This is a genomic window from Enterococcus sp. AZ009 (genome assembly GCF_050548785.1).
Taxonomy (GTDB): Bacteria; Bacillota; Bacilli; order Lactobacillales; family Enterococcaceae; genus Enterococcus_D; species Enterococcus_D entomosocium.
Genome location: NZ_CP172960.1, coordinates 1,192,190 through 1,205,874 on the forward strand (window position 1 = coordinate 1,192,190; position 13,685 = coordinate 1,205,874).

Annotated in this window: 10 protein-coding genes and 1 pseudogene; 7 read left to right on the forward strand and 4 right to left on the reverse strand. The window is 41.9% G+C overall.

All coding sequences use genetic code 11. From position 1 onward, the window contains the following. Positions 1-40 precede the first annotated feature (40 nt). On the forward strand, positions 41-814 hold the full coding sequence (locus IGJ74_RS05590) for a hypothetical protein (protein WP_218193508.1): 774 nt from the start codon (positions 41-43) through the stop codon (positions 812-814). Positions 815-888: 74 nt separating this feature from the next. Here IGJ74_RS05590 and IGJ74_RS05595 read toward each other — a convergent pair whose 3' ends face one another. After that, on the reverse strand, positions 889-1,224 hold the full coding sequence (locus IGJ74_RS05595; RefSeq protein ID WP_016619847.1) for an antibiotic biosynthesis monooxygenase family protein: 336 nt from the start codon (positions 1,222-1,224) through the stop codon (positions 889-891). 720 nt (positions 1,225-1,944) lie between these two features. Here IGJ74_RS05595 and IGJ74_RS05600 point away from each other — a divergent pair. From IGJ74_RS05600 to IGJ74_RS05615, 4 genes are all read left to right on the forward strand, one after another. Next, on the forward strand, positions 1,945-3,606 hold the full coding sequence (locus IGJ74_RS05600) for a peptide ABC transporter substrate-binding protein (protein ID WP_016613902.1): 1,662 nt from the start codon (positions 1,945-1,947) through the stop codon (positions 3,604-3,606). A 183-nt stretch (positions 3,607-3,789) separates the two neighbouring features. Then, positions 3,790-4,863, forward strand: a complete 1,074-nt coding sequence (locus tag IGJ74_RS05605) for a dipeptide epimerase (protein WP_218193509.1) — start codon at positions 3,790-3,792, stop codon at positions 4,861-4,863. A gap of 21 nt (positions 4,864-4,884) precedes the next feature. Next, on the forward strand, positions 4,885-5,796 hold the full coding sequence (locus IGJ74_RS05610) for a C40 family peptidase (RefSeq protein WP_218193510.1): 912 nt from the start codon (positions 4,885-4,887) through the stop codon (positions 5,794-5,796). 36 nt (positions 5,797-5,832) lie between these two features. Further along, the gene (locus tag IGJ74_RS05615; RefSeq protein WP_218193511.1) at positions 5,833-6,600 is read left to right on the forward strand and encodes a serine hydrolase; all 768 of its coding nucleotides are present in this window, start codon (positions 5,833-5,835) and stop codon (positions 6,598-6,600) included. 49 nt (positions 6,601-6,649) lie between these two features. Here IGJ74_RS05615 and IGJ74_RS05620 read toward each other — a convergent pair whose 3' ends face one another. Beyond that, positions 6,650-7,351: a GntR family transcriptional regulator gene (locus IGJ74_RS05620; protein WP_042890247.1), complete on the reverse strand. Its 702-nt coding sequence runs from the start codon at positions 7,349-7,351 to the stop codon at positions 6,650-6,652. A 171-nt stretch (positions 7,352-7,522) separates the two neighbouring features. On the opposite strand from IGJ74_RS05620, the pseudogene IGJ74_RS05625 reads away from it, so the two are divergent. Continuing rightward, positions 7,523-8,827: pseudogene (locus IGJ74_RS05625) on the forward strand (PTS sugar transporter subunit IIC). A 15-nt stretch (positions 8,828-8,842) separates the two neighbouring features. Then, complete coding sequence (locus tag IGJ74_RS05630) at positions 8,843-10,258, forward strand: glycoside hydrolase family 1 protein (RefSeq protein WP_218193512.1); 1,416 nt, start codon at positions 8,843-8,845, stop codon at positions 10,256-10,258. A gap of 53 nt (positions 10,259-10,311) precedes the next feature. Here IGJ74_RS05630 and IGJ74_RS05635 read toward each other — a convergent pair whose 3' ends face one another. Further along, positions 10,312-11,412, reverse strand: a complete 1,101-nt coding sequence (locus tag IGJ74_RS05635; RefSeq protein WP_218193513.1) for a mandelate racemase/muconate lactonizing enzyme family protein — start codon at positions 11,410-11,412, stop codon at positions 10,312-10,314. Between the two features lie 509 nt (positions 11,413-11,921). Then, positions 11,922-12,290, reverse strand: coding sequence for an ACT domain-containing protein (locus IGJ74_RS05640; protein ID WP_005237205.1), 369 nt, complete (start codon positions 12,288-12,290; stop codon positions 11,922-11,924). Between the last annotated feature and the right edge of the window lie 1,395 nt (positions 12,291-13,685).

The following is a 13,685-nucleotide window of genomic DNA, read 5'->3' on the forward strand; positions in this document are numbered from 1 at the left end:
GCTATAATAGGCGAGAAAACAACAGAAAGCAGGGAATAGGATGGAACTAAAAAAGACGATGGTTGAGGAACAGCAGTTGCTTTTTGAATGGCCGAATGAAGCAGGCCAACTGCAAATTGTTAAGGGAAGTTTAGCGCAAGTCAAAGAAAATACTGTGCTATTTTTTATCAAAGACGGCCAAATTTTCTCAGTAGCAGACGATAAAACCTTTGACGACCAGTTAGAATACGACCGCTTGATGATCCTCACACCACCTTGGGAGATCATGGCTCCTTACTTAGTAGCCTATTATCAAGAACAATATCAGTTAACCAATGGGTCCAAAGCATCCATCGGCATCCCACAAGAGTTGCAGCAAACCATTGCTGCTAGCGCAAAACCATTTGATCGATTTATCGATTTTCTTGGCTATGGATCTACGAGCAAAAAGACGACAAAAGAGGCAAAAAAAGGGGGCAAACCAAGACACAAATGGTCAAAAGAATTACAAGATGAACCCTTCATGGTTGACTATCAAGGAAGTAAAGCAAGGGTCTATTGGCAAAAACGCAACGAGGTTCGAATTGAAAAAGGCGCAATTTTGAGTCAAGAGATTCCCTTGAATAAAGACGGATCGGTTGGTTTTTCTGCTCGTTTAGCGGAAAAAATTCGGCAAGAAAACCAAGCGGCGATCAAAGAGGGACACACGATTGAAGACGTTGTATTAAAAAGTGTCAACGAGGTAGGAATGTTTCTTTACTATGGGGGCACCAATGGTTGGCTACAATTAAAAGATCAGCAAGGAAGAACCTTGAACGAGCGAACGGTGGAGTAGAAAAGAGAGGCACTGAACAAGAAAGCGATCCACCATAGCTAAATCAATCTGCTTTGGTGGATCGCTCTTATAGTTTAACTAGGAGTAGCCTCTTCATTGATCAAGACAAATTCTTGACCGGTCTTGGACAAAACAAGGTTCGGTTTTGCAGTTCCTTCTTTTTCTGCTCGATACGCCTCTCGGTGCTTTTGCAAATGTTCGGGACGTTTTAACCAAGCTTGAAAGGCTTTTTTCTCAGTCCATTTTGACACCAACTGGAAAACGAGGCTGTCTTTTGATTCTGAAAACCATGCTTCAGCAGAGTGACAGCCAGCAAATGTTTTCATTGAGGCGGTATCTTTTTTCATTTTAGCAAGAAAGAGTTCTTTTCCTTCTGGAATGACTTCAAACGCAACGGTACGGATATACATGAAATTCCTCCTTTGACTCGGGACGATTTGGTTTAGTATAGCGCTAATTGAGAATGATTGTCAATTAGATATGGAATCTTGTAAGCTTTTTATCGATAGTCATTTTTTGATTAAATCCCTCAAAAGCCTTGAACAAATGAAAAAAGTACGTATAATTAATATACGTACTGAAGAGTCCGAAGAGTATTGGAGAAAATGGATACTTGGGGAAGTCTTTCTTTTCTCACGTGCAGTACTCTTCGTTTGTTTAGTGTACCACTCCCATTTTAAAATAGATACGTTTTTTTTGCTTTCTGAGGAGATTTCTTTTATTCCTTGAGTTGAAAGGCAAAAAAGTGGGAAGGTTCTGAGAAAGCGCTATGAAGACGAAATTTGCGTCTTTTTTTTTGAAATGTTAGGAAAGAAATATTAGGAAAATAGTGGAAGTTTTTTTTATCCATTTTTCTTCGAAATGATGTATAAGAGAGTAGCCAAAGTTCTGATCGCTAGGAGATCAGAACTTTTTTGTGTGGTTTCTTGGAACTACTCCTTTCAACGATATTTAGCATAAAGTCGCTCTTTTCTAATTTTAACATTCAGAAGAGAACTTCTGACACAACTATGTAACCTCTTACATTTTTTGGTCGTGTTAAATTGACAGGCTGCATAAACATGCGGTAAACTCGGTACAACAAACAGAATTTTTTGAATTATCTGAATGTTAGAAGGGGATGAGTAGAAATGGGGAAACGCAGCAAATATGCAGTATCGCTTGTGTTACTAAGCAGCTTTTTTTTAGCAGCTTGTCAAAATGGCAATCAAGAAAACGAGACGGATTCATCAGCAGCTTCTTCCGCAGAGCAAGTGATCAATGTGCAATTTTCGGCGGAGATGGGCAGTGCCGATATTTCTTTAGCAACCGACTCTTATAGCTTTATTACTCTGAACAATGCTTATGAAGGCCTTTATCGCTTGGATGAGAACAATGTTCCAGTGATTGCCGGGGCAAGTGAAGAAGCTGAAGTCAGTGAAGATGGGCTGACCTACACCATTTCACTGCGGGAAGAGGCAAAATGGTCCAATGGCGATTCAGTTACTGCGGCTGATTATGTTTTTAGTTGGCAGCGAACAGTTGATCCAGCCACTGCTTCCAATTATGCCTATATGCTGGCACCCGTTAAAAACGCTGCCGCTATTTCAGATGGGACGCTAGATAAAAGCGAGTTAGGGATCGAAGCAGTCAATGATCATGAGTTGAAAATCACGTTAGAAAAACCAACACCTTACTTTTTATCTTTACTGGCTTTTCCAACCTTCTTCCCACAAAACGAACGTGTCGTGGAGGAATTTGGTGATCAATACGCCTTAACAAGTGAAAACGCGGCGTACAATGGACCATTCCTATTGACCAATTATGCTGGCCCAGGCACCGATATCCAGTGGTCATTGGAAAAAAATCCGGATTATTGGGATGCCGATTCAGTCAAACTTGAAACAGTTAATTTCGATGTCGTGAAAGACTCATCGACTGCTTATAACTTGTACGAAAGCGGACAAGCCGATGACATTATTTTAAGCGGTGAATTGGCGATGCAGAATGTGAATCATCCTGATTACATTGTTCAGCCTAGTGCAACCACTCAGTATTTAGAAATGAATCAAGCACCAGAAGATTCGCCTTTTCGAAATGCAAATTTGCGGCAAGCCATTTCTTATAGCATGAATCGGCAACAAATCGTTGAGAATATTTTAGGCAACGGCTCATTACCGGCTGTCGGTTTTGTTCCTTCTGACCTAGCTTTCAATCCAGAGACAAAAGCTGACTTTGTTGAGGATGCGGCAACGACGTTAGACTATGACGAAGAAAAAGCCCAAGAGTATTGGGAAAAGGCCAAAGCTGAGCTGGGGATCGATACGTTGTCTTTCGAGCTGCTGACCTCAGATACCGACCAATCGAAAAAAATGGCGGAATACATTCAAGGAACCTTGCAGCAAACACTGGATGGATTGACTGTCGAAGTCACAAACGTTCCTTTTTCTGTTCGTTTGGATCGTTCCAATAGCGGCGATTTTGAGATGGTCATGAACAATTGGATCGGGGACTATGCAGATCCAATCAACTTTTTGGAATTGTTCAAAAAAGACAGTTCATACAATCGTGGGAAATGGCTAAATGATGACTACGACCAATTGATCGAACAAGCCTCCAATGAAAATGCCAACGACCCAGAAGCCCGTTGGGAAAATATGGTGGAAGCAGAAAAAATCTTAAATGAAGATTTGGGCGTTATACCGCTTTTCCAAAGTGCAGAAGCACATCTGCGGTCGCCTAAGATCAAAGGCCTCATCGTTCATAGTGTCGGTGCTGCCTATGATTATAAAAATGTGTTTGTCGAAGAATAAGTAAAAAAAAACAATTCTTTCATACATCTACCGACTGACGTAGTCAAACAGTACTGCAGAAAAGAGGAACGCCAAGCGTTCAGCAACTAGAGCAAGGAATAAAGCCGTTCTTTATCTAGCAGTGAAGAGGAATCATTCATTCCAGCTAGATAAGAACGGCTTTTCCTTTTGGGAGGAACACGAATGAAAATCACAGCAGTTGAAACGAAGCTAATTCCGATCCAGCTGAATGCACCCTTTAAAACGGCGCTCAGAGAAGTGCACGCCGTCGAAGTGATTCGAGTGCTGCTTTTTTTTGATAATGGGATCGTTGGCATCGGAGAAGCAGCACCTACCGAAGTGATCACCGGTGATACAAAAGAAAGTATTTTAAAAGATATCGAAACGGTCTTTGCTCCGTTCCTGTTAGGCAGAAAGGTAGATGCCCAATTGCTAGTAATGGATGAGCTTCATGCGCTGATCCAGCATCATACGAGCCCTAAAGCGGCGATTGATATCGCGTTGCATGATGCACTGGCAAAAGCGGCCAACTTGCCTCTTTACCGCTATTTAGGTGGTTCTGCCAATACACTGACAACCGATTATACGATCAGTGTTGGCTCACAGGAGCAGATGCTGCATGATGCCCAAGCGAAAATCCAGGCGGGATTTCGCTCCTTGAAAATCAAACTGGGAGTAGACGCGATCGAAGAGGAGGTTGCGAAAATTCGCCGCATCAATGAACGTTTGGCAGGAAAGATCCCCTTTCGAATTGATGCCAATCAAGGCTGGACCAAAGAAGAAGCGGTGCAGATTTTAGACCAATGGCAAGACATTCCGATCGAGTTTGTTGAGCAACCCGTCAAAGCCAATGATTTTGCTGGACTTAGCTATGTGACTGCTCGGACGACGATTCCGATCATGGCCGATGAAAGTCTTTTTTCCTATGAGGATGCCAAACGTTTGATTGCTGAAAACTGCTGCAATTATTTGAACATTAAATTGATGAAAAGCGGCGGGATCAAAGAGGGACAAAAAATTTATCAATTGGCAAAAGAGCATCAAATGCCGGTGATGGTCGGTTCGATGATTGAAGGGTATGGGGGAATGGCGGCAGCCGCCCATTTTGCCTTGGGGATGGCCGATGTCCAATTTTATGACCTGGATGTTCCTTTTATGTGGGAGACCCAAACGACTTCCCCTGAAACGCAAGGGATTCTTCAGCGTCCAGGAAGCTTGACCGTCACCGAACGCATCGGTCTAGGAATCAACGAATAAATAGTTATGAGAGGAGAAAAGATGAAACAAGTCGTTCAGGCTGGCTCTTCCTTCTTATGGAAGGAACCCAAAGAAAACAAAGTACTAGCAAAAATCAAAGCATTTCCTTTAGAAGCGCTGCACACTTTTTTGACTGATGAAGATACGATGCGGCTTTATCAGGAAAGCTTAGTGGACTCCGAAGTATTATATGGGACGATAGTAGAAGTCATCACCCAAACGGATGGTTGGGCCCATGTGATCGTCTTGGATCAAAAAAGCAATAAACACCCACTCGGGTATCCCGGTTATCTGCCGAACGAGGTATTGAAGCCATTGCCACCAGATTATGCAACAGCTAAAAGAAGGATTGGGGTGATTGCAAAAGAAGCCGTGCTTGTTTTTGACTCGACCACACGACTTGTTTCTTTTGGAACAGTTTTACCACTTGTTGGGGAAACCGCAGATTCCTATCAAGTGGCTACGCCTAATGGACCAGCAACGATCGCTAAAGCTTTTGCTCACGTCCTATCGGACACATGGGCAAAGCTCCCAGAAAAAATAATAGCCTTGGCAGAACAATTTATAAACCAGCCCTATGTCTGGGCAGGCATTAGCGGCAGTGGCTTTGATTGTTCTGGATTCATGTATTCGCTGCATCGACTTCATGGTATTTTAATCCCCCGAGATACGATCGAGCAAGCACAACAAGCAAACATCGTACCTTACAGTCAGGCACAACCAGGGGATCTGCTGCTGTTTGCTTATGAAGAAGGAAAAGGCGAAGTCCATCATGTCGGTCTATATTTGGGGGATGACGAAATGATTCATTCAAGAACACCTGGGTCACGGGTCATGAAAACCAAAATCACTGGCTCTAATTATGAACCAGAACTCGCAGTTGTGGCGCGTTATTGGCAAAACCAGCCGAATGAATCACAGGAATACTCATGAACATTCTTTTCATGATCGTAAGGAAAGGGGCATTTGATGGGAAAAGATGACTTGCGTGTAGCAATTAAGCCTATTCTAAAAAACTATCAGACAACTTTGGAAATGGGTTTATGGATCGGTACGCCAACGGAATGTCTCATTGACTATCAGAGTCAAAAGTCGTTTTCGGCAGCGAGTATCAGTAAGCTTGTTTTGTATGCCTATTATCTTGAACAGATTATCGAAGAAAAAATCGATCCGCAACAGCTGATCGGTGTGAACGCCGTTGATCTGACAGGGGGGGCTGGGGTGATCCGTCTTTTTCCTCAGAAGAAAGGTTGGACCATCAGTGAGCTTCTCACGGCGATGATCGCCGTATCTGATAATACTGCGACCAATGTACTATTGGACTTAGTAGGGTTGCCCACGCTTCAGGCATGGATTCAGGAGCCGGAGATCCAATTTGAACGGTATATGATGCGACCGATCAAAGACAAAGAGAACCGCTTGACACCCTCGGTGGCTGCCAAACTGCTACTAAGGTGTGTGGAACGAGAAGAAGCTGCACTAGGATTTTCACCTTTAAATCAGCAGCAATTTCAAGATGGATTAGCGGGGAATTTTGCTGAAACTGCGCAGCCTTCTTGCCGCATTTTTAATAAGACAGGTCGTCTTGACCGCATCGAACACGATGTAGCATATTTACAAGCCAATGAAACGACGATCATCATTGCGGCATTTTCCTATGATAAAGCCGGTAGTGGCCGAGGGATCAGTTGGCTAAGAGAAATTGGTCAAACAGTCTATCAGCAGTATTTTAAGTAAAATACGCTGCGTATCGAGTGCCTCTGAGTGAGGATCGATACGCAGCGTATTAATTATTTACAACAATAAAATCCCCCATATCATAGCGGTGCCGTGATTGGGAAAATTCAAAAGGCGTCCCATCGCCGAGGTAAACCGTTTGTTCCACTTCTAAAATGGGATCGGTGGCAGCACAAGCTAAGTATTGCTGGTCGTAGGTGTCTGCACGATCCGCTTTGATACGACGGACAGATGTTCCAATCGAGGAGTGGAGTTGGTTCGTGATGTAGCTATAGACGGAAGAGGCTAAGACTTCTTCGGTAATGCCAGGAATGACATGAAGCGGCATGATGGTATATTCTAAAACAACGGGTATATCGTCAAATAGACGCAAACGAACGATATCATAAATTTGCTGGTCACTGCGAATGTTTAGTTTTTCTTGTTCTTTCTCATCGGGAAAAAGAATGGCAAAAGAAATGATCTTGCTGGTGATCTTTCCTGTTTCTCCAAGGCGCTTGGTCAGCCCGCGATTGATCTTGGCGTTGTAATCGAAGGTTGAATAGGAATCCCTGATAAACGTACCCGTGCCTTTTTTACCGTAAATAATGCCTTCCATTTGTAAAATATTCAATGCTTTTTGAATCGTCACGCGGCTCGTTTGATAATCCGCAGCCAGTTCGGATTGCTTCGGCAATTTTTTCTCTTCTTCGTAAAACCCGTGATTGATTTTGCTCCGTAAATCGGCAGCGATGTCATGGTAGTTCGCCATTTGCTTCACCTCAAAATAATAATAAGTGATAAAACGAAGTATGTAAACTTGGAGCTTTACATACCCTGTTTTGAAGGCTTTTCCTGCGTTTACATTCTTCAGGAAATGAATTACATTTGTAATGTAATCGTTTTCTGACAATTGAAGAATAGGGGTATAGGAGGGAGTTTTATGCAAGGATTTATGGATCGACTCGCTGACGTTTTAGGAAAGTTTGCCAATAGGATCAACAATTTACGCTACATCATGGTCATTAAAAATGCTTTTGCTGCTTTGATTCCAGTAATCATTACAGGAGCGTTTGGTACATTGTTTTCAGCAATGGTTTTTGATGCTGAAAATGGATTGGCACAAATCGAGGCACTGCGCTTTTTAGAAAGTTTAAAACCGATCTCATCTGCGGTCAGTTATGTGACGTTGAGTTTCTTAACGATCTATGCAGTGTTTCTGATTGGGATTGAGCTAGCAAAATTAAATAAGATTTCTGGGGTCTTTCCAGGAATTATCGCAGTGATGTCTTATCTTTCTGTTAATCCAATGATCTTTGAATTTTTGCACGAAGATGCGACGGTGGTTGCCGAAAACGTGCTGGCTAAGCAATATACTGACACGAAAGGCCTATTTTTAGGCATGTTCGTTGCGATCGTTTCCATCGAGCTTTATGCGTGGTTAGGAAGACAAAAACGGCTGCAGATCACGATGCCTGATAGTGTTCCAGGGAATGTTTCGGCAAGTTTTTCGGCATTGTTTCCAACGATTTTCACCGTGACCATCATCGCCACCGCTGGTTTTGCTATCAAAGCACTCACAGGGATGTATGCTTACGATATCATCTACAATGTCGTCCAACGACCACTGGAAGGGATCGTCCAAGGATTACCAGGTATCTTGTTGTTGATGTTTATCGCACAAGTCTTTTGGGTCATCGGGATTCATGGGAACCAGATGGTCAAACCCATTCGCGAACCATTGTTGTTGGCAGCGATCGCTGTCAACACGGAAGCTTTTGAAGCTGGAAAAGAAGTACCCAATATTATTACGATGCCGTTTTGGGATATGTAGATGAGTATGGGCGGCTCTGGGGTTACGATTGGGTTGCTGATTGCGATTTTGATCGTCGGCAAGCGGGAGGACATGCGCCAAATCACTAAATTGTCATTAGCACCTGGGATTTTCAATATCAATGAGCCAGTGATCTTCGGAATACCAATTATGCTGAATCCCATTTTGGCGATTCCCTTTATCCTCACACCGTTAGTAACAGGAACGATTGGGTACGTGGCGACAAGCCTAGGCTTTGCCGCTAAAGCGGTGGTAATGGTCCCATGGCCGATGCCACCGATCGTCAATGCATATCTAGCTACTGCTGGGGATATCGGGGCTGTCATCACGCAAGTGATCTGTATTATCGTAGCGATTTTGATCTATCTGCCTTTTGTTTTGGTAATGAATCGTACGACCAATGAAGTTGCATAAAGGAGTTTTGCAAAAATGGTAAAAATACCTGAGACATTTATTTTAGGCGCTGCTTCGTCTGCTTGGCAGACAGAAGGCTGGCAGGGAAAGAAAGAAGGGCAAGATTCGTATCTCGACCGCTGGTACAAAGAAGAACGATTTGTTTGGCATAATGGCTATGGGCCGGCTATTGCGACGAATTTTATGGAAAAGTTTTCGGAAGATATCCAACTGATGCAGGAGGTTCATTTGACCCATTACCGAACATCGATCAACTGGGCGCGCTTCTTTACCGACCATGAACAGCTGATCGTTGACGAAGACTATGCTGCTCATATCGATCAGCTTATCGACCAATTGCTTGCGGCTGGCGTCGAACCGATGCTTTGTTTGGAACATTATGAACTGCCAGCTAGTTTGATGGATGCCTATGATGGCTGGAGCTCGCGGAAAGTGGTCGATCTATATACCCGTTATGCCGAAATCGCCTTCGAGCGTTACGGTGATCGAGTCAAACAGTGGTTTACCTTCAATGAGCCGATCGTTATTCAGACTCGTTGCTATCTCGATGCGATCCGCTGGCCCCATGAGCAAAACACAAAAAAATGGATGCTTTGGAACTATCACAAAGTATTGGCGTCCGCCCAAGCGGTGGCTGTCTATCATGAAAAGGGCTACGAGGGGCGCATCGGTTGTGTGCTAAATCCAGAAATGGTTTACGCACGCTCTTCCTCACCGGAGGATCAAAAAGCGCAAAAAATGTATGATCTCTTTTTCAACCGGATCTTTTTTGATCCAATGGTCAAAGGTCATTATCCAGAGGAACTTATCACACTTTGCCAAACCTATGACATCTACTTTGATCCGACAGAAGAAGATTTGGAAACGATCCGCACCCATACGGTGGATTTCTTAGGGGTCAATCAGTACTACCCGAAACGCGTGCGGGCACCACGATATCAATGGCATTCGGATACACCATTTCATCCAGAAATGTTTTATGAGACATTTGATTTGCCAGGAAAACAAATGAATAACTCCCGTGGCTGGGAAATCTATCCGAAGGTCATGTACGATATGGCTAATTATCTTAAAGAAAATTATGGCAATATTCCATGGCTGATCACTGAAAATGGTATGGGGCGGGAAAATGAAGAACAGTATATGGATGCCACAGGTCAAGTCCAAGATGATTATCGGATTCAGTTTATTACCGAACATCTTTACTGGCTGCTAAAAGCCGTCGAGGAAGGCGCCAACTGCGAAGGTTATATGCTTTGGGCATTTACCGATTGTGTTTCACCTATGAATGCATTTAAGAACCGCTATGGTCTCGTCCGAATTGAGTTAAATGAAGAACGGACCCGGTCATTAAAAAAATCAGCCGCTTGGTATCGTTCCCTTATTGATGAACGGTGGCTTCCATTTGAAGAAAAGCCATTGATTCTGTAATAAAAACCCACGATTATTTCCTAATCCTAAAGGAAATAATCGTGGGTTTTCAGTTAAAAGGGTTGTTTATGAGGAGCAAGTTTCTCCCAGTCAAATATGACACCAATCCCTGGTTCTTCTGGTGCAATCGCACGGCTATCGGATGGATCGATCACTAATGGTCTCGTGGTGTATTGATCGATTGGAAAACTGTGCATTTCAAGATACCCAGCATTAGGCATCGCCGCCAGTAGACTGACGTGTAATTCCTGCATGCCATGTGTAGAAACAGATAAGTTACTTGTTTGTGTTAAGGCAGCAATTTTCAACCAGCCGGTGATCCCACCGCAATTGGAAGCGTCGGGTTGTGGAAAATCGACATTGCCATATTTGATCATATGAGCAAACTCAATAGGGGTGCGCAAGTTTTCCCCGCCTGCGACCGCAATTTGCCCTTCTTTAGCGATACGAGCGTAGCCTTCGTAATCTTCGGGGATCGTTGGTTCTTCAAGAAACAAAATGTCATAAGGCGCCATCAGTTTGGCGGCTTTGATCGCTTTTTCAACAGACCAGCTCATGTTGGCATCCACCATAAAGACAACATCGGGACCAATCAATTCTCTGACCGCTTTTATTCGAGCAATATCTTCGGCAAGTGTTTTTTGGCCCAATTTGATTTTGACCGCTTTTAATCCCATGTCTAAATATTTTTGATTATTGGCTAAGAGTTTTTCAAGAGAAAAGTTTAGATCGATCGCACCACCATAGCATTTGACTTTGTTACTTGCGCCGCCTAAAAGTTTGTAGAGGGGTTCTTGTGCTTTTTTCGCGCGTAAGTCCCATAAGGCAATATCACAAGCCGCAATGGCGAAACTCGCTAAACCGCCTCTGGCAACATAGTGAATGCCCCAGTTCATCTGATCCCACAAGGCCTCCACACATGCTGGATCTTTCCCTAAGAGGATTGCTTTTAGTTCTTTGTCGATCAGTTTGGCAATCGATTCGCCACCGAAGCCACCAGTATACGTATAGCCCACACCTTCACGTCCCTCATCAGTAACGATCTTGACGATAGGCACTTCAAAGTGGGTGTGTAAGCCGTGCTTCGCATCTTCCATGATTTCCGGAAGAGGTATCCGATAATACGCTGTTTGTACATCTGTAATTTTTGCCATTAAAAATCCTCCTCAAACTAATGTTCACGTGTGCATTTTAATGTTAACGTTTGCATAATCATGTTAGCATGGGAACGCGAGATTGACAAGACAAAAATCGCTCAAATTCAATACTTAGGAAACAAGAATGTCTCTTTTTAAGAGGTCATTCACTTAGGAGCGAAGCTAAAGGACCTCTTCAGAATATAAATAGAAATTGAAGAGATGTTATAAGAAATGAATTGAAAACCTTATAAATTGTCATAAAAAGGTATTTAATGTAATTTATAGACATATTTATTGAATAAAAATCATTTTTGTATTATGATTATCTTAACAACGAGCAATGAAGAGTACTGGGGCAGATGAAAGCTTGGGGAAGTCTTTTATTTGGGATACCTAGTACTCTTATCTTTCTTCAACGACAAGTGAAATACAAAAGAACGACTGAACTTCTTTGGTTCAGTCGTTCTTTTGTATTTCATAAAGCGAGCGAGAGTAACTTGTAGTAAGGAAGAAAAAGTTTTTTCTCAATTGACAAAAGAATAATCATTGGCGGTTAAAACAGTACGAGCTTGTTCTACCTGATGCTCCTTGATTAAAATATAATCAGTATTGAAGGTAGAAACAGCAAAAATACTGATTGACTCCTCGGCTAGAAGGGAAGAGATTTTTGCAATAATGCCAATCAAGCTAAAATCCAGCACACCAATTATTTTCATCGCTTTCCATCCATCTTCTCTGTTTAGCGTTTCAGCTGGAACGTTTGCAGTTGGTAACACCAAAGAAAGTTCTTCTGACGTATGGGCAAAAAAAAGAGGAACAATCTTCAGTATCGAAGGATCAATACTCTTTACTTGGATGACAGAAAAAGAGGGAGCCAGTAAGGTTAGTTTCATCTAATCACGTCCTTCGTTTGATGCAAACATCATATCAAAGGATAAGAACGAAGGGAAGGCGATTATCATTTGATCACGTACGATTCTAAGCGTTGTGTCGTTTCTGCGAGGCATAACAGACGGGTAGATTCTATGCAAATGAAAATAAGCGGTTAAAACTGATGGGTATACCTCTGTTTCTGGAGAAAAAGAAATATCAATTGGATCCGCAATCTATGCTGAATCAGATTTGAAATCAATCGAGTTAATAGAAAATAACTAGCACTCAATCATAAATCAATGGTTGAGTACTATTATTGTACATAAAATTATGGTGGACAGAGGAATGGAACATAAATCACTAATTGTTTGATTGGAAGAAAAATTGATACTGAGGATCATAAAGAGAAGAAGGAACATGCTAAATTTTACGAAGACCTTACAAGATTCAAGAAGAAGGTAAAGAACGCTTTGTAATATTTTGATCAACTTTAGTCAAGGAGGTGTGATGAATGGATAAATTTTTCAACTTTATTGAAAAAGGACTTTCCGAAGAAATTAATTTTTTTTGTTTTCCATAGATTTGGAACATTATTTAGTCGATCACTACGAGGAAATGTATACCGAAAACAAGGAAGCTACATTGTATCTGAATGATTTACTTCCTGATGAGGCTGAGAAAATGGAGCCTGGAATAAATCCAGATAGTTTTTGTGAACGAGTAAAGGAAATTGTAGAGAAATCGAAAACAATTTAATTAGCACTTTTTTTACTGAGGCAGAGTCATATCAAGCCAGCAACGAACTATCATAGATTGCTGATGATCAAGCAGATTATGAAACTTACATCAAGCTTTGATGAAAAGAAACATCTTCAAAAAATTTCATGCGATGAGGCAGGGAAAATAACTATTGTAGAAGCAAAGAAAGCCGTTGAGAACGCAAAACAGGAGTGGAAAAAAGTGTATCTAAAGATACTAAGGAGTAAAAAGCCTTAAATCAAAAATAGAGTAAAAAAATCAGCCCAAGAAAAACTCGTAAAAAAGAGATTCGTATACAATTTGGTGAGAAGGTACACCATTGAAGAGCATTGATTGCTTAAAAAAAGCATCTGACTTCACTTGAACAAATAATGTAGGTTCAATCGGTATAAGAAATACAATCTAAGAAAAGCGAGGAATAGCACATCGGTTTAAAGCTGATAATTAACCACCATTTGACTACCAAACATGAAAAACTACGAAAAACATTGTGGAACTGAAAATACAAAAAAAGTGTTAAAAACCTCTTTAAATCAAGGCTTTGAACACTTAGGAAAAACTACGAAAATCTAATTGATTTAAGCTTATGGAGATGGCGGGAGTCGGTAAAATGCTGATATCATAATGCTTTCAGCTTTTTGACTACCGAATTGACT